This window comes from uncultured Planococcus sp., assembly GCF_947501725.1.
Lineage (GTDB): Bacteria > Bacillota > Bacilli > Bacillales_A > Planococcaceae > Planococcus > Planococcus donghaensis_C.
The window spans coordinates 147,835-171,880 of record NZ_CANMXD010000008.1; the positions used below are offsets into that span (position 1 = coordinate 147,835).

Annotated in this window: 21 protein-coding genes, 1 tRNA gene and 1 riboswitch; all 22 genes read right to left on the reverse strand. The window is 46.4% G+C overall.

What is annotated here, in order from left to right; all coding sequences use genetic code 11:
- Nucleotides 1-58: 58 nt before the first annotated feature.
- Nucleotides 59-640 (reverse strand): ribosome biogenesis GTP-binding protein YihA/YsxC, encoded by a 582-nt coding sequence (yihA, locus tag Q0785_RS13140; RefSeq protein ID WP_298830448.1) that lies wholly within the window; start codon nucleotides 638-640, stop codon nucleotides 59-61.
- Nucleotides 637-2,964, reverse strand: coding sequence for an endopeptidase La (gene lon, locus Q0785_RS13145; RefSeq protein ID WP_223638297.1), 2,328 nt, complete (start codon nucleotides 2,962-2,964; stop codon nucleotides 637-639). The genes yihA and lon overlap by 4 nt, the downstream gene beginning before the upstream one ends.
- Before the next feature lie 623 nt (nucleotides 2,965-3,587).
- The gene (gene clpX / locus Q0785_RS13150; RefSeq protein WP_223638300.1) at nucleotides 3,588-4,859 is read right to left on the reverse strand and encodes an ATP-dependent protease ATP-binding subunit ClpX; all 1,272 of its coding nucleotides are present in this window, start codon (nucleotides 4,857-4,859) and stop codon (nucleotides 3,588-3,590) included.
- Nucleotides 4,860-5,033: 174 nt separating this feature from the next.
- Nucleotides 5,034-6,320, reverse strand: coding sequence for a trigger factor (tig, locus tag Q0785_RS13155; RefSeq protein ID WP_298830451.1), 1,287 nt, complete (start codon nucleotides 6,318-6,320; stop codon nucleotides 5,034-5,036).
- 102 nt (nucleotides 6,321-6,422) lie between these two features.
- Nucleotides 6,423-7,403, reverse strand: coding sequence for a tetratricopeptide repeat protein (locus Q0785_RS13160; RefSeq protein ID WP_298830453.1), 981 nt, complete (start codon nucleotides 7,401-7,403; stop codon nucleotides 6,423-6,425).
- Nucleotides 7,404-7,489: 86 nt separating this feature from the next.
- Nucleotides 7,490-7,789: a TIGR04104 family putative zinc finger protein gene (locus Q0785_RS13165; protein WP_298830455.1), complete on the reverse strand. Its 300-nt coding sequence runs from the start codon at nucleotides 7,787-7,789 to the stop codon at nucleotides 7,490-7,492.
- A gap of 189 nt (nucleotides 7,790-7,978) precedes the next feature.
- Nucleotides 7,979-9,985, reverse strand: coding sequence for an acyltransferase family protein (locus Q0785_RS13170; protein WP_298830457.1), 2,007 nt, complete (start codon nucleotides 9,983-9,985; stop codon nucleotides 7,979-7,981).
- Between the two features lie 245 nt (nucleotides 9,986-10,230).
- Nucleotides 10,231-10,304 (reverse strand) — tRNA-Arg (locus Q0785_RS13175).
- A 144-nt stretch (nucleotides 10,305-10,448) separates the two neighbouring features.
- Nucleotides 10,449-11,054 carry an XTP/dITP diphosphatase gene (locus Q0785_RS13180; RefSeq protein ID WP_298830459.1) on the reverse strand — a complete coding sequence of 202 codons (606 nt, stop codon included), beginning with the start codon at nucleotides 11,052-11,054 and terminating at the stop codon, nucleotides 10,449-10,451.
- On the reverse strand, nucleotides 11,051-11,800 hold the full coding sequence (rph, locus tag Q0785_RS13185) for a ribonuclease PH (RefSeq protein WP_298830461.1): 750 nt from the start codon (nucleotides 11,798-11,800) through the stop codon (nucleotides 11,051-11,053). Before rph ends, Q0785_RS13180 begins: the two co-directional genes overlap by 4 nt.
- A gap of 78 nt (nucleotides 11,801-11,878) precedes the next feature.
- The gene (gene racE / locus Q0785_RS13190; RefSeq protein WP_298830555.1) at nucleotides 11,879-12,682 is read right to left on the reverse strand and encodes a glutamate racemase; all 804 of its coding nucleotides are present in this window, start codon (nucleotides 12,680-12,682) and stop codon (nucleotides 11,879-11,881) included.
- A 16-nt stretch (nucleotides 12,683-12,698) separates the two neighbouring features.
- Complete coding sequence (locus tag Q0785_RS13195; RefSeq protein ID WP_298830463.1) at nucleotides 12,699-13,151, reverse strand: MarR family transcriptional regulator; 453 nt, start codon at nucleotides 13,149-13,151, stop codon at nucleotides 12,699-12,701.
- Nucleotides 13,152-13,225: 74 nt separating this feature from the next.
- The gene (locus Q0785_RS13200; RefSeq protein ID WP_298830464.1) at nucleotides 13,226-13,693 is read right to left on the reverse strand and encodes an acyl-CoA thioesterase; all 468 of its coding nucleotides are present in this window, start codon (nucleotides 13,691-13,693) and stop codon (nucleotides 13,226-13,228) included.
- Nucleotides 13,694-13,849: 156 nt separating this feature from the next.
- A complete protein-coding gene (sdhB, locus tag Q0785_RS13205) occupies nucleotides 13,850-14,620 on the reverse strand; it encodes a succinate dehydrogenase iron-sulfur subunit (protein WP_223638326.1) in 771 nt (256 codons plus the stop codon).
- Nucleotides 14,621-14,642: 22 nt separating this feature from the next.
- Nucleotides 14,643-16,391, reverse strand: coding sequence for a succinate dehydrogenase flavoprotein subunit (gene sdhA, locus Q0785_RS13210; RefSeq protein ID WP_223638329.1), 1,749 nt, complete (start codon nucleotides 16,389-16,391; stop codon nucleotides 14,643-14,645).
- A 45-nt stretch (nucleotides 16,392-16,436) separates the two neighbouring features.
- On the reverse strand, nucleotides 16,437-17,051 hold the full coding sequence (locus tag Q0785_RS13215) for a succinate dehydrogenase cytochrome b558 subunit (RefSeq protein ID WP_223638332.1): 615 nt from the start codon (nucleotides 17,049-17,051) through the stop codon (nucleotides 16,437-16,439).
- A 409-nt stretch (nucleotides 17,052-17,460) separates the two neighbouring features.
- The gene (locus Q0785_RS13220) at nucleotides 17,461-18,687 is read right to left on the reverse strand and encodes an aspartate kinase (protein ID WP_298830557.1); all 1,227 of its coding nucleotides are present in this window, start codon (nucleotides 18,685-18,687) and stop codon (nucleotides 17,461-17,463) included.
- 123 nt (nucleotides 18,688-18,810) lie between these two features.
- Nucleotides 18,811-18,985, reverse strand: a riboswitch (Lysine riboswitch).
- Between the two features lie 37 nt (nucleotides 18,986-19,022).
- Nucleotides 19,023-20,819, reverse strand: coding sequence for an excinuclease ABC subunit UvrC (uvrC, locus tag Q0785_RS13225; RefSeq protein ID WP_223638337.1), 1,797 nt, complete (start codon nucleotides 20,817-20,819; stop codon nucleotides 19,023-19,025).
- A 54-nt stretch (nucleotides 20,820-20,873) separates the two neighbouring features.
- Nucleotides 20,874-21,188: a thioredoxin gene (gene trxA, locus Q0785_RS13230; RefSeq protein WP_008431421.1), complete on the reverse strand. Its 315-nt coding sequence runs from the start codon at nucleotides 21,186-21,188 to the stop codon at nucleotides 20,874-20,876.
- 156 nt (nucleotides 21,189-21,344) lie between these two features.
- Nucleotides 21,345-22,310: an electron transfer flavoprotein subunit alpha/FixB family protein gene (locus Q0785_RS13235; protein ID WP_298830471.1), complete on the reverse strand. Its 966-nt coding sequence runs from the start codon at nucleotides 22,308-22,310 to the stop codon at nucleotides 21,345-21,347.
- A 166-nt stretch (nucleotides 22,311-22,476) separates the two neighbouring features.
- Nucleotides 22,477-23,250: an electron transfer flavoprotein subunit beta/FixA family protein gene (locus tag Q0785_RS13240; protein ID WP_298830472.1), complete on the reverse strand. Its 774-nt coding sequence runs from the start codon at nucleotides 23,248-23,250 to the stop codon at nucleotides 22,477-22,479.
- A 20-nt stretch (nucleotides 23,251-23,270) separates the two neighbouring features.
- Nucleotides 23,271-24,044 (reverse strand): enoyl-CoA hydratase, encoded by a 774-nt coding sequence (locus tag Q0785_RS13245; protein ID WP_223638351.1) that lies wholly within the window; start codon nucleotides 24,042-24,044, stop codon nucleotides 23,271-23,273.
- Nucleotides 24,045-24,046 lie beyond the last annotated feature (2 nt).

A 24,046-nucleotide genomic window follows, 5' to 3' on the forward strand; every position in this document is an offset into this window, starting at 1 on the left:
CATATCAAATTAATATATCTTACAAAAAAGCGCAGCCCGGAGGCTGCGCTTTGTTTCGTTACATTCTGCTTTCGATTTCTTTCCATGCTTCGTCTTTGCCCAGTCCGGTTTCGGATGAGAAGATGATCAATGGATCGGATTTGTCCATATCAAGCGCAGTACGGACAATTCTCTTGTGCTTGTCCCACTTGCCTTTAGGAATTTTATCCGCTTTGGTGGCGATGATGATGCACGGGATTTCAAAATGCTTCATGAAATCATACATGGCGATATCGTCTCTGCTTGGCGGGTGACGCAAGTCGACGATTTGGATGACAGCACGCAAGGGTTCGCGGTCTGTAATGTAGCGTTCGATCATCTTGCCCCATGCTTCACGTTCACTTTTAGATACTTTGGCATAGCCGTATCCTGGAACATCGACATAGAACAGCTTTTCTTCGATTTTATAGAAGTTCAAGGTCTGTGTCTTGCCGGGTTTGGATGAAATGCGGGCCATGCTTTTACGGCCGATCATTTTGTTGATGAAAGACGATTTACCGACGTTCGAGCGTCCGGCTAAAGCGAATTCCGGCAGGCCGTCTTCCGGATATTGATCCGGACGGACGGCACTGATTACTAGTTCTACATTGTTAACCTTCATTCAATTTCTCCTTCTAAGGCAATTTCCAATGCCTCATCTGCTTGAGAGACCAGTTTAAAGGTCAACTCTTCGCGGATTGTTTCTGGGATATCTTCCAGGTCACGCTCGTTATCAAGCGGCAGGATGATGGTCTTGAGGCCTGCACGGTGGGCACTCAAGGTTTTTTCTTTAATTCCCCCGATTGGCAGAACGCGTCCGCGCAGCGTAATTTCACCGGTCATGCCGACTTCGCGGCGGATCGGGCGTTTCGTCAAGGCAGATACCAGCGCTGTAGCAATGGTGATCCCCGCTGAAGGGCCGTCTTTTGGAACTGCGCCTTCAGGGACATGGATGTGAATATCGTGCGACTCATGGAAATTCGGATCGATTCCAAGAGATTCGGCACGGGCGCGGACAAACGATAAAGCCGTCTGCGCAGATTCCTTCATGACATCGCCCAATTTACCGGTCAATTGCAGTTTGCCTTTACCAGCTGATAAAGACACTTCGATTTGAAGCGTATCTCCCCCGACCGTTGTATAGGCGAGTCCTGTTGCGACGCCGATCTGGTTTTCCGTTTCAGCCATGCCGTAACGGAATTTGCGTTTGCCAAGATATTCTTCCACTTCCGCTGCACCGACATGAACCTGCTCTTTCTCTTTCGAGATGATCTGCTTGGTCACTTTGCGGCAGATGGAAGCGATTTGGCGTTCAAGGCCACGGACACCGGCTTCACGCGTGTAGTAACGGACGATATTAAGCAAAGCTTCGTCGTTGAACTGCAGCTGCTCGTCCGTTAATCCATGTTCTTTCAATTGTTTCGGTGCTAAATGATTTTTTGCGATCATCTGTTTTTCGACTTCGGTATAGCCGGCAATCGAAATGACTTCCATGCGGTCGCGCAATGGTCCTGGAATGGACCCAAGATCATTGGCAGTCGCGATGAAAAGCACATTGGAGAGATCGTAGGTTTCTTCAATGTAATGGTCACTGAACGAATTATTCTGTTCCGGGTCCAACACTTCCAGCATCGCAGAAGATGGATCGCCGCGGAAATCATTCGACATCTTGTCGATTTCATCCAGCAGGAAAACTGGATTCACAGTACCCGCTTTTTTCATCCCTTGAATGATCCGGCCCGGCATCGCACCGACATACGTCCGGCGATGGCCGCGGATTTCCGATTCATCACGGACGCCGCCGAGTGAAACACGGACGAAATTGCGGTCCAATGATTCAGCAATCGATTTCGCCAGAGAGGTTTTACCCACACCAGGAGGTCCGACAAGGCAAAGAATCGGTCCACGCAGGGAGTTGGTCATCTGCTGAACAGCCAGATATTCCAACACGCGTTCTTTGACGCTTTCCAGTCCATCATGGTCCCGGTCCAACACTTCTTCAGCGTATTTGATATCAAGGCGGTCTTCTGTCGCTTCTGACCACGGAATCGTCACTAGCCACTCGATGTAGTTACGGATAATGCCGCTTTCCGCAGCTGCCGAAGGCAATTTTTCGTAACGCTCCAATTCCTTGAACGCCACTTTTTGGGTGGACTCCGGCATTTTCGCATCTTCAATCCGTTTTTTCAGATCGACTACTTCAGCTGATTTGCCGTCTTTGTCGCCAAGTTCAGTTTGAATCGCCTTCATCTGCTCGCGCAAATAAAATTCTTTTTGAGTTTGTTCCATTGCTTTTTTGACACGCTGGTTGATCCGTTTTTCCAGATCCACTACTTCCTGTTCACTGTGTAGGCGCGTAATCAGCAATTCTAAGCGTTTGCTGATATCAAAAGTTTCCAATACTTCCTGTTTGGCAGCCACTTTCATGGAAAGATGGGAAGCGACCATATCCGCCAAGCGGCCCGGTTCTTCAATATCCGCCACCGTATTATAGGTTTCCGTGCTGACTTTTTTCGAACTCTTGCCATAATTCTCAAAATGCTCCAGCAATAGACGCATCAGGGCATCCTGTTCTGCGTCTCTTTCTGTTTCATCCGGGAATGAAGTCACTTCAACAACGGTAAAGTTTTCGGCTTCCTCATAATTGTTCATTTGTCCGCGTTCCAAACCTTCAACCAGTACACGGATTGTGCCGTTCGGCAATTTCAGCATCTGTTTGACGTAGGCCAAGGTACCGATTTTATGGAGATCTCCTTTTTCCGGCTGTTCTGTGCTCATGTCTTTTTGAGTTGCCAAAAAGATAATATTGTCTTCCAGCAACGCCTGTTCCAGCGCTGCGATGGACCGTTCACGGCCGACATCTATATGCAACACCATCGTCGGAAATACAAGAAGCCCTCTCAACGGTAATAAAGGTACATTTTTAGTTACTTTTTTCTTAGCCATATGGAAGTCACCTCCGGGAATATTTTCAACATGAATCTGCAGCGCCCAGCTATGTATATAACCTTAAGCACTGCTTTTTTCGCTTCCGCACTTGAATTGTCGAGCCTTGACAGGTGCTTCCGCTTTTCTTTGTCCAGCTGCAGCGCCTAGAACCTCGGGGTCTTAAGTCCGCTTGCCTGTGCGGCTGAAAACATGCCACTTCGGCAAACTGCCTTAAGCCCGTCGGTTCTAAACAGGCGCTTTCGCTTTTCTTTTTGTCCAGCTGCAGCGGCCAGCTCCTCGGGATGTAAGCCACTCCGGCTATGCGGCTGAAAACACGCCGCTTCGCCAGATCGTCTTACACCTGTCGGAGCTAAACGGCCGCTTCCGCTTTTCTTTTTGTCCAGCTGCAGCGGCCAGCTCCTCGAGTCGCTTCAGCCTTTCCAGCAATGGCTGAAAAACGCCATTACCGGCAAGGCTTCCAGCGCTTGTCGGAGCTAAACGGCCGCTTCCGCTTTTCTAATAAAAACGGACCAACTCCAGAACGCGCGGATGCGCACGATCAGAGTCAGCCCGTATCATCCTTTTGATTGGTTCAACTGCCACTCAGTGAGATTTTTTCCACTGGGTGAAGTTCCACTCATTTACGCGGATGTTTTCTCATTATTGCCTTTAACGTATTCTGAGCCATCTTCTAAGATCAATTTCGGCTGCACGCTATCCGCAACGGTTTCTTTTGTAATGACACATTCAACAATATCTTCACGTGACGGCAAGTCAAACATGACTTCTAGCATCGTGTTCTCGATGATTGACCGCAGCCCGCGGGCACCAGTTTTGCGTTCGATTGCCAGTTTTGCAATCTCAACCAATGCCTCAGGTTCGAAAGTCAATTTGACGCCATCAAGCTCCATCATCTTCTGGTATTGCTTGATCAATGCATTTTTAGGTTCAGTCAAAATTTCGACTAATGCCTTTTCATCCAATTGCTCAAGGCTTGCCAATACAGGCAAACGGCCGATGAACTCTGGAATCAAACCGAATTTCAGAAGATCTTCCGGAATCAATTGGCTAAGCAATGATTTGTCGTCCAATTCTTCTTTGTTCGGATCTGCACCAAAACCGATGATTTTATTGCCGAGACGGCGCTTAATGATTTGGTCCACTCCATCGAAAGCTCCACCTACGATGAACAAAACGTTCGTCGTATCGATTTGGATGAATTCCTGATGAGGATGCTTGCGTCCGCCCTGAGGTGGTACGCTTGCAGTAGTGCCTTCCAAAATCTTCAGAAGGGCCTGCTGTACGCCTTCACCGGAAACATCACGTGTAATCGATGGATTCTCGGATTTACGAGCCACTTTATCGATTTCATCAATATAGATAATTCCTTTTTCTGCGCGCTCCACATCATAATCTGCAGCTTGGATCAGCTTCAATAGGATGTTCTCCACGTCTTCACCGACATAGCCGGCCTCCGTCAATGAAGTTGCGTCTGCAATGGCAAACGGTACGTTCAGAATACGGGCCAAAGTTTGAGCAAGTAACGTTTTACCGCTTCCTGTTGGTCCGATTAGGACGATATTGGATTTCGACAACTCAACATCATCGATCTTGCTGTTTGAGTTGACGCGTTTGTAGTGGTTATAAACTGCTACAGCCAATGATTTTTTGGCTTTTTCCTGACCGATTACATAACCGTTCAGAATGTCCAGAATTTCTTTTGGCTTAGGCACTTCTTTAAATTCTACTTCTTCGTCCGTACCAAGCTCTTCTTCTACGATTTCCGTACAAAGCTCAATACATTCGTCACAAATATAAACACCCGGTCCTGCGACCAGTTTACGAACCTGCTCTTGTGGTTTGCCACAAAACGAACATTTTAAATGCTCTTTCTCGTCATTGAATTTGAACAATGTATTCACCCCTATTCAAGCCATTATCTTACAAGATTATCGTAATTGTAGCAACTAATTAGATTCACCGTCAATTCTTCGGCAATGTAGGTCCAAAATCTATGTTCTATGTAGTGGAAAACAAGGTGCGTTTCCGCACCTTGTTTTCTTATTTGTTATGATATTGCTTATGTGTTATTCAGAGATTTTAGCGTTTTCCACTAGGAATTCGACTGTGTTCTGCATGCGGATATCATTTTCAAGCATTTCAGTTCCACCTAAAGCTGTTTTGATCTGTTCAATGTCCATGTTGAATTGACCAGCCATTTTTTCAAGCTCTTTGTCGATGTCTTCTGAAGTGACTTGCATGTTTTCAGCTTCAGCAATTGCTTCAAGTGTCAATGAAACGCGTACGCGTGTTTCAGCATCACCGTGCATTTGCTCACGAAGTGCAGCTTCGTCTTGTCCAGAGAACTGGAAGTACAATTCAAGGTTCATCCCTTGTTGAGTCAAACGCTGTTCGAAATCGCTCATCATACGGTCCATTTCTGAATGGATCATTGCATGAGGAATGTCGATTGTTGCGTTTTCAGCAGCTTTTTGTACTAATTCGTCGCGAAGTGTTGCGTCAGCAGCAGATTTCTTCTCAGCAATCAGGCTATCTTTCATCTTCGTGCGAAGTGCTTCCAGGCTTTCAACTTCAGGGTCGATTTCTTTAGCCAACTCGTCGTTCAACTCTGGAAGTTCCTTGCCTTTAACTTCGTTTACTTTCACTTTGAACGTTGCAGCTTTACCTGCAAGTTCAGCAGCGTGGTATTCTTCCGGGAAAGTCACTTCTACGTCTTTTTCTTCTCCAGATTTCACGCCGACCAATTGTTCTTCGAATCCTGGGATGAATGAGTTTGAACCGATTTCAAGAGAGTAGTCACTGCCTTGTCCGCCTTCAAATGCTTCTCCATCTACAAATCCTTCGAAATCGATAACAGCTGTATCGCCTTCAACGATTGCTTCGTCTTCTTTTACAGTCAACTCAGCCAAACGTTCCTGCTGCTCTTTCAACTGGTTTTCGATATCTTCATCAGATACCTCAGTATCAGGTTTTGATGCTTCAAGACCTTTGTATTCGCCAAGCTCAACTTCAGGTTTTACGATCACTTTCGCTGTAAATACAAGCGGCTGATTTTTTTCGATTGTTTCGATGTCGATTTCAGGGCGGTCAACTGGGTTGATCCCTGCTTCTTCAACTGCATTCGCATAAGCGTCAGGCAGGATGAAGTCTAAAGCGTCCTGGTAAAGTGATTCAACGCCAAAACGTTTTTCGAACATTTGACGAGGCATTTTCCCTTTACGGAATCCTGGTACGTTGATTTCTTTAACGACTTTCTTAAACGCTTTATCAAGACCGGCGTTTACTTCTTCTGCAGGAACTTCGATTGTAAGAATCCCTGTGTTACCTTCTTGTTTTTCCCATTTTGCTGACATATTATAAGCCCTCCAAACATTTTCTACAAAGTCATTTTACGTTTTATACGAATTTTGACAACTTCAATATTATAGCACACATGTCCACAGGTTCAACTATTTCTACCCATTGCGCATTTCAAACCATAGTTCAGCCTGCTGGATCAACTCCAGCAGCTTTTCTTCTTCATGAAATGAAGTCAATCCACTGAACAGGCCTTCCGTGTAATCCATGTAGCCCTGTGCCACTTCCGCTTCACTGTAATCATCCCAAATGAACGGATAGAGCAAGTAAATATGGCGTTCGAATAATTCCTTCACCAGTTCCAGGCGCGTCGGATCTTTCGCCAATGCATCTTCAATAATAGCCGTTATTTTTCGGATGCGGACGTTATTGACAGGATCCGGCAGTTTACTGATGTTGAACGTGCCGGTGTAATGGAATTTCTGAACCTTAACTTCCGCTTCAATCTTTTCCTGAAACAGCATGAATAATATGTATGTCTTCGTCAACAAATCGGCTTCCGGATGCTCGATGATCGCCAGAAGCCTCTTCTTTAAAGCTTGATAGGAAGTCGTTGGCAGATCCAGGATCAACTGCTCCTGTTCAGCCGGGTGCAGCGCCAGAAACGTATCAATGGCATAAAGGGATGCATCCACCTTCTCGGATGATGCATTCGCTGCGATGCGCTCGTTCAAGTCACGCAATTGCTGGAACTGCTCAAGCCGCTCTTCCGGCAATACTTTTTCTTCTATTAATACCTCGATCATCTTTTCCGCTTCTTCAAATTCGCGGACTTGCATTAAAATACTTATGTATAGCTCCATCGTCTCCAGGTAATGGATCGGACCGACCTTCAATAACTCCCTGCATACTTCCAGGGCTTCTTCAAATTCCCCAAGTTCATACAGACAATAAGTGTAGCCGCCTAAAGCAGCTGCGTGCTCAGGTTCATACGACAGCACCTGATACAGGCTATCCCGCGCGTCCTCGTACTTTTCTTCTTTCAGAAAAGTCATTCCTTCAGCCAGCAACCGATTCACCGTCGTCGGAAAGACAATCACATTCCCCTTGCGTTTCAAATCCCTGTATTTCTTTCGCATCCTACCACCTCTTTTGTATCTCATAATCATAACATATTCCCTTTTGACCTAAAATAAAAACCTTATTGCTGGAATAATGTTTCCGCTCACCACATGGGTTTATGTTCGTTGCTCAGCTCCAAGGATTTTGGGATGAGCGCCATTGCCGCAACAAACAGCACAAGAATCATTCCGATTGTGTAAACCATGGGAAGGTCGAAGATTGCAGCGAACGGCAACGGCAATAAAATGATCCAGTTCAAGAGAGTCAGGCGCTGCCTTGATTTTGCAGTAGCGTATTGATCGCTTCCACAATGGGGGCAGCGCATCGACCCTCTAATTTTCCACGAGGCCTTGAATGATTGTTTATGTGTCCACCGTCTTCCGCAGCTTTTGCATATTGGCATAGAAACGCCTCCTTAGGTGTAGTACGTATTGAGCAGAGTTTAGTTTCAACGTTCTTTGAAACAAGGATCTGATCGGTTATGTAAGATGAAAATTATAGTTGTTGAAACTGCCTCTGGCATAGGCTTCACATTTAATTAAAAAAGGCTGAGCCAAATAACCCTTCCAGGTTATCGGCTCAGCTTAAATAGCTATTCTATTTTTTCCAGAGCCTCGAGAATCGGCTTTTCGAACACGGGGGCAAAACTCCGGGAAAATGTAGCGGTCATATGATTGGCGTCAAAATGCGTGACGACATTACCGACTACATAATGACAGTATTCCCCATCACAGAAATATTTCGTCACATCCATCGTTGTGGCGTTTTCCGGCATATAGTCCACCTCGGATATCGGGTTTACCTCTCGCATGATCTCTTCTTGTTTCGCTTTGCAATTTTCCGGTTCGTTTTCGTTTTCACTAAGGCACGTCAAAACGTGCTGTTTATACCAGGGCGTATCCCGCACAATAAATAACGGAATGTCCTGGTCTTCAAAATACTTCCAAGCTTCAATGAATCCATCAGATACTTCATCAAATTCTTCCTGTTGGCTTCCGACATTCCCTACAGTAAACAATAGATCGGGTTTATTTTCCGCTATTTCGGCCTTCATGTTTGCGAACCATTCCTCACATTCAGGGAAATCCGGATCCACTTCCTCCGTAAAGCGGCAGCTGCTCTTCAGGTAAGTGACGATTTTCAAATTATGCGTTTTCCCTAGTTCATCAAGCATCGGCTGCCAGTGGGCAGAATGGGATCCGCCGACAAGTGCCACCGTATAATCATAATCCGTCAGGCTGCCGTATTCACAAACCTTCGCCTTAGTGGTCACTTTCCCCACCATGCAGCGTTCTTCATAAATCACTGATCTGTCTATTTCCGCTACCTCTAAGCTCGGAAGGTACGGCTCATCAAATTCTGAAAGAGGTGTCAAGTGGCCATCCTGCATATAAGTGGCTGCCCCTGGATGCGTGTCAGCACTTTCACCCAACAGCTCTGAATTGATTTCCGGCAGCGCCAAAGCCTGCTCTTCGTACATAGTGGCTGTAATCCAGATAAGGCCCGAAAAAACGACGATGATGCTGGCTGTCTTCCAAACGGACAACTGGATCTTTCGAATCGGCAACTCGAAGCCGTAAATTGTCAGGTAAGCAAAAATCGATGCGACCAGCATGATCAGCAAGCCGTGAGCTAGCGAAACCGTTTCTGCTTCAAACAAAGCGTAATAGAAAATTAGGAGCGGCCAATGCCATAGATAAAACGCATAGGAGATGCTTCCGAATTTTACTAAAGGCTTCCAGCTGAGCAAATTGAAAGCGCTGAAGTTCGTGGAGTAATTCCCTGCCACAATGATCAGGACAGCGGATAATACCGGCCATAGCGCCGCGTAGCCCGGGAACAGCTGGGATACCTGAAGGATAATGGCACAGCTGATCAGTCCAATCAACCCAAGCCAGCCGAAAATCCAGGCAAGCCGTGGGGAAATCACTAGCCTATGGATCGTCAATGCCAAAATACCGCCAATCCCGAATTCCCATACCCGTGTAAAGGTATGATAGTAAGCGAATGGCTGATTGACCGTGGTCAGATAAACTGAATAGCCGAAGGATACGACCGCAATTACCGAAATCACCAGGATCAGCATACGTTTTATGTGAGTACCTGAGAAAATCCGCAATAAGTTGATGGCCACAAAAAAGACCAACAGCCAAACTAAATAAAACTGGAATTGAATACTCAATGCCCAAAAATGCTGATACGGTGAGGCCGTATTGTTCTGTGCCAAATAATCGACCGAATCGACCGCAAGCCGCCAGTTCTGAAAATAAAATACAGAAGCTAAAAACTCATTCAAGTTTTGCTGTTTTGTGAAAGCCGGCATTATGTATAGACTGGCGATTAAAACCGTTATACCGATCAGCCAAGCCGTTGGCAAAAGCCGCTTCAACAACTTTACAATATAGGAAAAGTACAAGACCTTCCCGTTTTTCCGATACATCGACAGTAACGATGTAGTGATTAAAAAGCCTGATACCACGAAGAAAACATCCACTCCGCCCGATACCCGATTAAACCATATATGATAAATTGCCACTAATATCGCTGCGATTGTACGCAAGCCTTCCAGTTCGGGTCGGATACGCCTTTTAGTTTCCATGTAATTCTGCAACTCCTTGCCTTTTATAAACACATAGATATAATGGTATCATATTTATAATTTTCTGCTTTATTTTCTGTAAATTGCATTTATTTAAAGCGGAATTACTTCTTCCCAACCAATTTGGATGAAGAAGCAAGTTGCTCCCGAATATCCACTTCTATTCGTAAAAAGAAAAAAGAACCCTCCCCGCCGTTCACTGAACGATGGAGAGGGTTCTCTTTGTACTATGTACATTCCTATAATGTCCCAGGAGGGATTCGAACCCCCGACCGACGCCTTAGAAGGGCGTTGCTCTATCCAGCTGAGCTACTGAGACCAAAGCTTTCTTGTAGTCCAGACTGTGGCGCCTGCTGTTGCGGACGGCTTTGCTTTTCTAACGAAAGACAATTTTAATTATAGAAATGATTTAAAGAAAAGTCAATGCTATTTTAAAAAAACATTAAAATTAATTTCTTGTGCTTTATTTCTGTTCGTTCAGCCAGTCAGGCATGCTTACTTTCAACTGGCGCAATGCATTCCCCCGGTGTGAGATTGCCGCTTTTTCGTGGGGCTGGAGTTCGGCCATTGCTTTGCCCAGAGCCGGCACGTAGAAAATCGGATCATACCCAAAACCATTGTCGCCCCGGCGCTCATGAAGAATCGTCCCTTCGCATGAACCAGAAAAGGTTTCGGTTTTCTGTCCCGGAGCTGCTACTGCCAGCACGCAGCGGAAACGCGCTGTACGTTCGCTGTCAGGCACCCCGCTCAATTTCTCAAGTGCTTTATCGATATTGGCGTCGTCACTCTTAGCGGCGCCTGCATAGCGTGCTGAGTAGACACCCGGTTCGCCGTTCAAGGCATCGATTTCCAACCCGCTGTCATCCGAGATGACTGGAATGCCGAGTGCTTTGGAGACCGCTTCCGCTTTCAGTATGGCGTTTTCTTCAAACGTTACACCTGTTTCTTCCACGTCCATGTCCTCTGCCACATCCAAAAGAGTCAGCACTTCATAGCCCAGAGGTGAAAGCAGGGTTTCGAAATCCTTGGCTTTACCTTTGTTTTGAGTTGCGATTACTATTCTTTTCATAGTTGTGCAGGCACCTTTTCACCAACACGCGCAGCAATATCGCCTAAAGCATCGCGCTGCATGTCGATCAATTGGCTGATCCCTGCTTCCCCAAGGTCCAGCAATTCATTAAGCTGAGCGCGTGTAAAAGTCGACTCTTCCCCTGTTCCCTGCAGTTCCACAAAATGGCCTGCCCCGGTCATGACCAGGTTCATATCCACTTCCGCACTTGAATCTTCGACATAATTCAAGTCCAGGATCGGTCCGTGCTCAGCAGATACACCGACACTTGTCGCCGCAAGAAAATCCGTTACCGGGAATGCCGGAAGATCTAATTTGCCGATAGCCATCGTCATGGCGATGAATGCACCTGTAATCGATGCTGTACGTGTTCCGCCGTCCGCCTGGATAACGTCGCAGTCGATCCATAAAGTACGCTCACCGAGCTTCTCCAGGTCAACCACAGCACGCAATGCACGGCCGATCAAACGCTGGATCTCCATTGTGCGTCCTCCGATTTTACCTGCAGATGCCTCGCGGCGGTTCCGGCTGTTGGTGGCACGCGGCAACATGGAATATTCTGCGGTGATCCAGCCTTTGCCCTGCCCTCTAAGGAATCCTGGAACTTTATCTTCAATGGTAGCCGTACAGATGACTTTCGTCTGTCCTACCGTGATCAATACCGAGCCTTCCGGGTGAATTAAATAATCGACGTCCACTGATACGGGACGCAGTTCGTTCGTTTGTCTATTATCTATGCGTGTCATAAAATTTCCTCCTTGTATATGCTCAAATAGCTTACCATATTTCAGCGATAACGACAAAAACCTGAGGGCTGTGAGCCATCAGGTTTTTGGAAATCGAATCGAATGGATGATCGGTTCATCGATCCCCAGCCATTTGTGGATGATGGAGCCGAAAATCTGCGTTGACCCCGATGTATAGAAATGATGCACCGGCGGCTGCTTCCATTCTGCGAATTGTTTTTTATAGCTCAAGTAACGCTCTACATCCTTTGCCGTTTCTTCTGCCGATGACAGCACATGTACTGTGCCGCCTAAAACTTCTTCGATGAAGCCCTGCAGCAATGGGTAATGTGTACAGCCCAGAATCGCCGTATCGAAATCCTCATGGGCAATCGTCGCAAGCGTATCCTGAACGATCCGGTGAGCGAACTCGCCTTCATATTCATCACTCTCGACCAAAGGGACAAAGCGCGGGCATGCCAACTGCACGACGTGCGATGAAGAAACCAATGACAGGATGGCTTTTTCGTAAGCTCCACTCTCCACTGTTCCCAATGTGCCCAATACGGCGATTTTTTTCGTCGCTGAAGATTTGATCGCAGCCCGTGCCCCTGGAAAAATAACCCCGATCACTGGGATCGGCAGATTTCTCTGCAGGGAGTATAGTGCTGCGGCTGTTGCGGTATTGCAGGCGATGACCAGCATTTTAATATTCTTCTTCATCAATGCATCGGCCATTTGCCATGTATAGGTCCGCACTTCCGAAAGCGGGCGCGGTCCATAAGGGCATCTAGCATTATCACCGATATAGTAAATCTGCTCATTCGGCAATAGTTTCATAATTTCTTTTGCGACGGTAAGTCCACCGACTCCTGAATCAATTACTCCAATTGGCGCATTCAACGTCATCGCCTCTATCCTATTTCATGTTTTTGTGCAATTTTTCAAGTAAAGCTGCAAGTTGTTCCGCTTCTTCTTTCGTAAAATCCGCTAAAACGGTCTGCAGGTATTCCTGGCGTTTTTGGATAACTTCTTCAATAACCCGTTCGCCTTCTTTTAATAATTTAATCCGGACGACGCGGCGGTCCTGTTCTTCACGGATCCGCACAACCAATTCATTTTTCTCCATGCGGTCAACCAGATCGGTTGTAGTGCTGAACGCCAGATACATTTTATTCGACAGATCACCGATGGTCATGTCGCCATGTTCGAACAGCCATTGCAGCGCGATGAATTGAGGCGGTGTTATCGTATAGGAATTCAAAATTTCCCGGCCTTTTTGCTTGATGATTCCAGAAATATACCGCAGTTCCTTTTCCATAAAGGCTATGCGTTCTAATTCATGGCTGATGCCTTGCTTGTCATCATTCATTTCCAGTTACCACTCCTTGAAAAACCTTCTTCTTTCTATAGTGAAGGTTTTTTATTGATATAGCAAGAGCTCCCTTACTTTTTTGCAGCAGCCAATTGCTCTGCCCGGAGCATTTCAATGTCCTGTTCTGTCCACGGATGACCTTTGCCGGTCTGTTTTGAGATCTGGACAATCGCTCCTCTTCCGGTAAAGCAGGTTTCCCCTTTTTCATTGACCGTCCAGTAATGAATATCAACCGAGGACGTGCCGACGCGCGCAATTTTGACATGGACATCCAGTTTTTCATCAAAAAATACCTGCTGGACAAAATCCACCTGCATATCGGCTACGACAGGAAACAATTCGTTCCCCTCTTCAAGCCAGCGTTGCATCAAGCCCATCTCTTTCATGAACTCGATCCGAGCAAACTCAAAATAAGCGATGGGTACCGTGTTGTTGACATGCCCGAACATATCCGTTTCAGAGAAACGCACCTGAACTGGAGCAGAAAAAGTAAATTCCCGCTTCCATTGATCAAAATCCTCAATATAACTCGCTTTCATAGGAAACCTCCACTAATTCAAACTCTTCATTTTCTTAGTATATCAAAAACTTCAGGAAAGGGCAGGAAATTATGTATGCTTTCCAATGCTGCTTCTTCAATTCACTATCAATGAGCAAAAATAAAAACCCCGCCGCAGCGGGGTTTCCAATAAATACTAGTCAACCATTCTGTCGCTTCCGAAGAAGTTACGGAACATTTGAACAGTTGTGTCGCGGTTCAACGCTGCAATTGAAGTTGTCAAAGGAATTCCCTTAGGACAAGATTCCACACAGTTTTGAGAGTTACCGCAGCTAGCTAATCCGCCTTCACCCATAATCGCGTTCAAACGTGCATCGCGGTTCATAGAACCAGTCGGATGAGCGTTCATCAAACGAACCTGTGAAAGTGGTGCAGCTCCGATGAAATCGGATTTATCGTTGACGTTCGGGCATGCTTCAAGACATACGCCGCAAGTCATACATTTAGATAGTTCGTAAGCCCATTGGCGTTTACGCTCAGGCATACGTGGTCCATCTCCAAGGTCATGTGTACCATCGATCGGCACCCATGCTTTAACTTTCTTCAACGAGTCGAACATACGGCTGCGGTCAATGACAAGGTCACGGACTACAGGGAATGTTTTCATCGGCTGAAGACGGATCGGCTGTTCCAATTGATCGACGAGAGCAGTACACGATTGACGCGCTTTGCCGTTGATGACCATTGAACATGCGCCACAAACCTCTTCCAGACAGTTCATGTCCCAGTTTACAGGAGTGGTTTTCTTCCCTTCCATGTTGACAGGGTTACGGCGAATTTCCATCAATGCCGAAATGACATTCATATTCGCCTTATATGGCAATTCGAACTTTTCCCAATACGAATCTTCATCCGTAGAGTTTCTGCGTTCGATTTCAAATAGTACCGTTTTTGCTGCTTCACCCATGGTAAATTAGCTCCCTTCTATATTATGCTTTTGCTGAATAATCACGTTTACGCGGCGGAATCAACGATGTGTCGACTTCTTCATAATGGAAGATAGGTGCATCAAAGCCATTGAATTTCGCCATCGTTGTTTTCAAGAACTCTTCATCATTACGTTCCGGGAAATCCGGTTTGTAATGAGCGCCGCGGCTTTCGTTACGGTTAAGTGCCCCGATTGTGATCACTCGTGCTAAATGTAGCATATTCCGCAATTGACGTGTGAACATTGCGCCTTGGTTGCTCCAAAGTTGAGTATCGGTGATGCTGATATGGTTGAAGCGTTCAAGCAGTTCCTGGAGTTTTTCATCCGTCTTCTGCAAACGATCGTTATAGCGTACCACTGTTACATTGTCCGTCATCCATTCGCCCAATTCTTTGTGGAGAACGTAAGCGTTTTCTGTGCCGTCCAATGCCAGAATTTCTTCCCATTTGCGTTGCTCTTCCGCTTCAGCTTTGTCGAAAATAGCTGAAGGAAGATCTTCCGCCAATACTTCAAGGCCTTTAACGTATTCAAGTGCGTTCGGTCCTGCGACCATACCGCCGTAAATCGCTGAAAGCAATGAGTTCGCACCCAGACGGTTACCACCGTGCTGAGAGTAATCACATTCACCCGCTGCCAAAACGCCAGGGATGCTTGTCATTTGGTGGTCATCGACCCACAATCCACCCATTGAATAATGGACAGCAGGGAAGATTTTCATCGGAACTTTACGAGGGTCATCACCTGTGAATTTCTCGTAGATTTCGATGATTCCACCTAATTTGATATCCAGTTCTTTTGGATCTTTGTGTGAAAGATCCAAGTAAACCATGTTCTCGCCATTGATGCCGAGCTTCTGGTTAACGCAGACATCGAAAATTTCACGTGTTGCGATATCACGTGGAACCAGGTTTCCGTATGCCGGATATTTTTCTTCAAGGAAATACCAAGGCTTGCCGTCTTTGTAAGTCCAAATACGTCCGCCTTCCCCACGAGCCGATTCTGACATTAAGCGCAGTTTATCGTCTCCTGGAATCGCTGTCGGGTGAATTTGTATAAATTCTCCGTTTGCGTAGTAAGCACCTTGTTGATAGACGATGGAAGCTGCTGAACCTGTGTTGATGACAGAGTTCGTCGATTTCCCGAAAATGATTCCCGGTCCGCCGGTTGCCATGATGACAGCATCCGCACGGAACGAATTGATTTCCATTGTCGTCATATTTTGAGCCGTGATTCCTTTACCGACGCCCTGCTCGTCAAGAACAAGACCCAGGAATTCCCACCCTTCGTATTTTGTGATCAGTCCGCTCACTTCATAGCGGCGAACCTGCTCGTCCAATGCATACAGTAATTGCTGGCCAGTTGTAGCGCCGGCAAACGCTGTTCTATGGTACATTGTTCCACCGAAACGACGGAAATCCAAAAGGCCTTCCGGTGTACGGTTGAACATTACGCCCATGCGGTCGAACATGCGGATAATTCCGGGTGCTGCATCCGCCATTGCTTTTACGGGACGCTGATTCGCAAGGAAGTCGCCTCCGTAAACGGTATCATCAAAGTGAATATCCGGGGAATCCCCTTCACCTTTTGTATTTACCGCTCCGTTGATCCCGCCTTGTGCACATACTGAGTGGGACCGTTTAACGGGAACGATTGAAAATAAATCGACGGGAGAACCTGCCTCTGCAACTTTAATTGCTGCCATCAAGCCGGCAAGGCCACCACCGACGATAGAAATTTTGCCCTTCGCCATGTTAGTATTCACTCCTCTTTTAGTTCACCAATGATTGAAACATTCTTAAACGAATGCAAACAATGCTCTGATACCAATGATCGATAATACAATAAATACTAGAAGCGTGAAATAAGTTGCGTTTCGCTGTGATGCTTCGGACTGTGTAATTCCCCAAGTAACAAGGAATGACCAAATTCCGTTCGAGAAATGGAAAACTGCTGCCAACACACCGACGATGTAGAATGCCAACATGAATGGATTGCTTAAAATGTTTTCCATCATATTGAAATCAGCTTCTGCTGCTGCTCCGATCGCGACTTGGAATCTTGTTTCAAAGACGTGCCAAGCGATGAAGACTACCAGGAAGACCCCTGTATAACGTTGTGCGACAAACAAAATGTTGCGCATGTAGCTATAGTGCCCAGGATTGTTCTTCGAAGTAAACGCTATGTATAGACCGTAGAATGCGTGATACATGAGCGGTAAATAAATGACAAATATCTCCAGGAAAATAACGAATGGAAGATTTGCCATGAAGTGAGATGCATTATTGAATGCCTCTACCCCTTGTGTAGCAAAATGGTTGACGATTAAGTGCTGCGTTAAGAATAAACCGATAGGAATGATCCCCAACAATGAGTGCAGCCTGCGCATTAAAAATTCACGATTGTTATCCAAAATTTTACCCCCCTCAAAACATTGATTGGCAACGTTCAACGCTAACGATATATTACGAAAGCACCTGAAGCCGCACACCATCATGATACATTAATATGACATATTTATTGTACTCTCCCCCTTTGGGAGCGTCAAGGCACCGAAACTCTTTTGAACAGATAGTTACTAAGTATTTTATTGGTGAATTACGCCCTATCTGCAATAAAACAGCTTGGAATGTAACCGTTTTAATAGAATTCTGACAAAAAGCGATTCTCTAATTGAGAATCGCTTTTTGACCCTAATTCACCGTATTGTAGTGATAACAGCATTATTGCACTATTGCTATTGAGAATTTGAACAAATTGTGAATTTTATCACTTACTATTATTATTTGGAGGGTGTGGCATTTTACTCGAACAGCTGCGCATTAAGAAGACTGGACTTCAGACAGGCCATAGGCATCATGTAAAGCATTCGCCGATTTTCTCATATCTGATTCCGGCACCACTACTGAAATTTTGATTTCGGATGTGCTGACCATTTTCACTGGAATCTCCTGGCTTCTTAAAATATCGAACATCCGTGCAGCTACGCCCGGATTGGATACCATTCCCGACCCCACAATCGACACTTTCGACAAACCGACCTCGACGTTCAGCGACAGGAAGCCGATTTCATCTTTTGCGTCTGTGAGGACGCGGCGCGTTTCTTCCAGGCTTTCCTGAGGGATGGAAAATGAAACCGATGGCGGAAATTCATCACTGATGCTTTGGACGATGATGTCCACATCAATCTGATTTTCAGCAAGTTTTGTAAATATATTGGCTAGGGAACCGTTGAATGGTTTTTTATAAGTGACGGTCACACGCGCGATTCCCGGTTCAAATGCAACACCTCTGACGATTAAGTTTTTCTCCACAGTGATCACCTCTTGTATGATTGTGCCAGGCTCATTTGAATAACTTGCTCTGACGGATAATGGTACATGATTGTTTTTTGCGAACTCGACTGCGCGCGGATGCAGGACTCCTGCCCCCAAATTGGCGAGTTCCAGCATTTCGTCATAGGAAATCTGTTCCAGCTTGCGTGCACCTGTGACAAACCGGGGATCCGATGTATAGACACCGTTGACATCTGTATAAATTTCGCATTTCTCCGCTTTTAAAGCTGCGGCCAGTGCAACAGCCGTCGTATCAGATCCACCTCGGCCGAGAGTGGTGATATTGCCGATTTTATCGACTCCCTGAAAACCGGCCACCACACAAAAATAGCCATTTTCCAATACACGTTCAAGACGATCTGTATGGATTTGTTCAATGCGTGCATTGCGGGGCACGGATTCTGTTTCGATACCCGCCTGCCAACCGGTAAAAGATAAGGCTTCATGTCCCAGCTTTTTGAAAGCCATTGCCAAGAGCGAAATGGTGATCTGCTCACCAGTGGCCAGCAGCATATCCATTTCCCGCTTTGGCGGTTCAGAAGAAATTTCCCCGGCCAGCCCCAGCAGCGTATCGGTCGTCTTACCCATAGCCGAAACGACAATGACAACCCGTTTGCCTTTTTCTTTTTCACGGATGGCCCGTTCAGCCACTCCGATGATCTTTTCCGGAGTTGCGACAGACGTCCCTCCAAATTTCATGACGATCGTTTCCATTTCATCCACTCCCACATTTAGTATGTGGCCCTCACTATGACCGGCAGCAAAGCCGGCCACAAAAAAAGGCAGTTCACCGCAACCACGGTAAACTACCTCTTTCATCATGTACGAAAAACGTCCATGTGAGATAGCCCTCCAGAGATTGACTCTGACAGCTCTGCATTTCTTAAATGCAGAACCAGCATGCGCAACAGCAGTAACACGCAAACTTCGGCGACCGCCCCTTTCACCATTCATCTCAGATTCTGCAAATCTCCGAATGCTTACTATTGACGTTCGCGCCTCTATCATCACTTTTCCAAGTGATTCAATTATTCTATTACGATAACACGTTAAGATTCACTTGGCAATGTGTCTTCCCCAAAATGCTGACTGATGGACAACGCCAGCGCTTCCGGCATTCCGGCCTCTTTGATTTCTTCCACAGAGGCTTCTTTGAGTTTCTTGACAGATCCAAAATGCTTCAGCAGCTGCTGTTTGCGTTTCGGTCCGACTCCTTCAAGACCGTCGAGCGCCGACTGGATCGAATTCTTGCCGCGCAGCTGACGGTGGAAAGTAATGACAAAACGGTGGACCTCATCTTGAATCCGCTGCATCAGATAGAAAGCTTCACTGGTCCGCTTGAGCGGCACAACTTCAGCAGGCGACCCATACAGCAATTGGGAAGTTTGGTGCTTTGCATCTTTCGCCAGTCCCGCAATCGGTATCGATAAACCGAGTTCGTCCTCCAGGATTTCGCGCGCCGACTCCATCTGGCCTTTCCCTCCATCGATGACGATCAGATCCGGCAAAGGCAGACCGTCTTTCAGGACCCGTGAATAGCGGCGGCGGATAACTTCGCGCATGGCCGCATAATCATCGGGCTTGGAAGCATTGCGTGTTTTGTATTTCCGGTAATCCTTTTTGGAAGGCTTGCCGTCGATGAATGTAATCATCGCAGATACCGCATCGGCTCCTTGAATGTGGGAGTTGTCGAATGCTTCGATGCGCAAAGGCGTTTCGATGTTCATTGCTTCTCCCAGATCTACGCAGGCACCGATTGTCCGTTCTTCCTGGCGCTCGAGCAGCTGGAATTTCTCTTTAATGGCAATTTCGGCATTTTTCTTAGCCAGCGCCACCAAATCTTTTTTCTTGCCGCGCTGGGGAACCAGTACACGGACTCCAAGCCATTCTTTCAACATCTCAGGATCATCCGCTTCCGGCAACAGAATTTCACTCGGCTTGACGTGGTTGGCCTTTTCATAAAATTGGCCCAGAAACGTCAAAAACTCTTCTTCTGGATCCCGATAGAGCGGAAACAGCGAAACGTCGCGTTCAATCAGTTTGCCTTGACGCACAAAAAAGACTTGTACGCACATCCAGCCCTTATCGACTGCATAGGCAAAGACGTCGCGATTGGTGAAATCGTTCATCGCCATCTTCTGTTTTTCCATCACGGTTTCAATCATGGAAATTTGGTCGCGGTATTCCTTGGCACGCTCAAATTCCAGGTTCTCCGAAGCTTCGGACATCTTCTCGACCAATTGCTGCTTCACTTCCCGGAATCCGCCGTTCAGGAACCTGGTGATGCCGTCGATCATTTCCTGATAGGTTTCCTTTTCGACAGGCTTGACGCAAGGAGCCAAACATTGCCCTAAATGATAGTACAAACAAACCCGATCCGGCATGGTATGGCATTTCCGCAATGGATACAGACGATCCAACAGCTTTTTCGTTTCCGCTGCCGCATAAGCATTCGGGTAAGGGCCAAAGTACTTTCCTTTGTCTTTCTTCACCTGTCTGGTTGTAATCAGCTTCGGATGGCGCTCTCCAGTGATTTTCAAGTACGGATAGCTTTTGTCATCCTTCAGCATGATATTGTATTTAGGGTCATATTTTTTGATCAAATTCAATTCGAGAATCAGCGCTTCTTTATCAGAAGAAGTGACGATATATTCGAAATCCTCGATTTCATTGACCAGACGCTGTGTTTTTGCATCGTGGCTGCCCGTGAAATACGAGCGCACGCGGTTTTTAAGAACTTTCGCCTTGCCGACATAAATGACGGTATTCTGGCGATCCTTCATCAAATAGCAGCCTGGTTGGCCAGGCAATACTGCCAATTTATGCTGAATCAATTCGTTAGCCATCTTTTATCTCACCCTATTAAAAAACCGGGCACCATCGCTGGACCCGGTTAAGAATTATGCGTGTTTTTCAACCAATTCAGCTAAAGCTTCTTTCGGTCTGAAACCAACCACTTTGTCAACTGTTTCTCCGTCTTTCATCAACAGCAAAGTCGGAATTGACATGATGCCGTAGTTTCCAGCTGTTTCCTGGTTTTGATCCACATCAACTTTTACGATTTTAACTTTATCGCTCATTTCAGCGTCTAATTCTTCCAGCACTGGAGCGATCATTTTACATGGTCCGCACCAAGTTGCCCAAAAATCTACTAAAACGAGTCCTTCTGATACTTCTTGTGAAAAGTTCTGATCTGTTCCGTGTACGATTGCCATGAATAATTCCTCCTTATGATTGAACCAAACTATATACAGAGTATAGCATGTGCTAAAAACACTAGCTATTTTTTTGCCTACTCTTCCAATACCCCGCATCTGATGGCGTTAAACAGAAAAAGGCGGCTGGCCCAGTGGACCCGCCGCCATTCAAAATTACATTACCTTCTTGAATTCTTCTGTCAGCATCGGGATGACTTCGAACAAGTCTCCGACAATGCCGTAATCCGCTACTTTGAAAATGTTCGCTTCGGGATCTTTGTTGATCGCCACGATCACTTTCGAGTTGGACATACCAGCCATGTGTTGGATGGCGCCAGAAATACCAGCTGCGATATACAGGTCAGGTGTCACCACTTTGCCTGTCTGACCGATTTGAAGCGAGTAATCACAATAATCCGCGTCACAAGCTCCGCGTGATGCCCCAACTGCGCCGCCAAGAAGATTCGCCAATTCCTGCAACGGCTCAAATCCATCAGCACTCTTAACGCCACGCCCTCCAGCTACGATGACTTTCGCTTCCGAAAGATCGACGCCTTCAGATGATTTGCGCACTACGTTTTTGATGATTGTGCGAAGGTTTGTAATATCAACCGACAACGAACTGACATCGCCTGAACGTTCCTGTCTTTCAAGCGGTGCAATGTTGTTCGAACGCACGGTGATGAAAACGATGCCTTCCTTCAGCTTCACTTTTTCAAATGCTTTACCAGAGAAGATCGGACGGATGAATACGGCATCATCGCCTTCGCCTTCAATGTCCGTTACATCCGAAATCAATCCGGACTGTAATTTGGAAGCGATTTTCGGAGCCAAATCTTTGCCGACTGCTGTATGGCCAAAGACAAGACCTTCCGGATTTTCCTGTTCAACGACTGCCATGAATGCTTGGCCGTAGCCGTCCGATGTATACGATTTCAAATGTGGATGTTCAACCGTTACGACGCGGTCTGCGCCGTATGCAATCAGTTCAGCGCCGAAATCTGCAACCGAATCACCGATCAGAACACTTACCACTTCTCCGCCGCCAGAAATTTTCTTAGCAGCTGCAATTGCTTCAAATGAGACATTACGCAAAGCGCCTTCGCGCGTTTCTCCTAAAACCAATACTTTTTTCGCCATAGTCCGTTTACCCCCTAAGTAGATGTGAAAATAGATGGAATGTTTAATTGCCGTTAGTTAAATGGAAGTTTCCCACTCTCAAGCTGTCAGAGCTGTGCGGCAAAGAGCGCCGCTTCGCCAGATCGTCTTACCCCTGTCAGAGCTGAACAGGCACTTCCGCTTTTCTTTATATAACCTTCGCTTCGTTGCGCAACAGGCCGACCAGTTCTGTTACCTGGTTCGGGATGTCGCCTTCCAGAATACGGCCAGCCGCTTTTTTCGGTGGCAGGTAGATTTCGATTGTTTCCGTTTTCGCTTCTACATCGTCTTCTTCGATATCCAAATCATCCAGTTCCAATTCTTCAAGCGGTTTTTTCTTCGCTTTCATGATTCCTGGAAGTGATGGATAACGCGGCTCGTTCAAGCCCTGCTGAGCAGTTACAAGAAGCGGCAATGATGTTTCCAATTCTTCCGCATCCCCTTCGATATCGCGGACGATGGTAACCGTTTCGCCTTCGATGCTCAGGCTGGTGATCGTTGTTACATAGTTGATGCCAAGCAAATCAGCAACACGTGGTCCGACTTGTCCGGATCCGCCGTCGATTGCTACGTTACCCGCTAAAATCAAATCAGCTTCTTTGTCTTTTAAATATTCAGCCAGTATGTACGCAGAAGTAAACTGGTCCATTTCTTCTATATCGTCTTCCGTGTTGATCAAGACCGCTTTGTCAGCGCCCATTGCAAGAGCTGTGCGAAGCTGCTTCTCAGCCTCGTCGCTGCCGATTGTGACCACTGTCACTTCGCCGCCGTGTGCATCACGGACTGTGATTGCTTCTTCAATTGCGTATTCATCGTATGGATTGATGATGAATTCCGCGCCGTCTTCCTGGATTTGTCCACCTGAAACGACGATTTTCTCTTCTGTGTCAAACGTACGTTTTACCAATACATAAATGTTCATGAACGTAAACCTCCCAAGTATTATTTCCCTTTAAATTGTGCTTCACGTTTTTCCAGAAATGCCTGGATTCCTTCTTTTGCATCTTCCGAAACAAAAACAGTTCCAAAAGATGCAGCTTCAGCATCTACGCCTTCATGATAGGACGCAGGCTTTGTGTACTGCAGCATCTGAATAGCCGCCTTCACAGAAACTGGACTTTTCTTCGCAATCTTGCGGGCGATTGAAAGCGTTTCCGAAAGTAGGTCTTCTTCTGCATAAGCACGGTTAGCCAAACCATATTGCGCAGCTTCCGTTCCGGAGATCGGATCGCTCGTCAACAACATTTCTGCTGCCTTCGCTGCCCCTACATATCTCGGCAGGCGCTGTGTTCCAGCAAAACCGGGAATCAACCCTAGTTGAAGCTCCGGTAATCCCAGTTTAGCATTTTCAGTAACAAATCGCATGTGGCAACTCATTGCCAATTCCAATCCGCCGCCTAAAGCCGCTCCGTGGATCGCTGCAATGACTGGCTTATGGAAAGTTTCGACACGTTCAAATACTTCCTGGCCACTCGCTGATAATTTTGAAAATTCTTCTCCTGAAGATACTTGCGTAAACTCCTTGATGTCAGCCCCTGCAGAAAAGAACCTTCCTTCTCCGTGCAGGACGATGACGCGAACCTCTTCATCATTCTCCACTTGGTTCAACAATTCATCGACTTCCAAAATGAGTGAACGCGACAGTGCATTTGCCGGCGGGCGATTAATCGTCGCGACAGCTACTCCATCTTCTTTTTTCCAACTGATAAATTCCATCC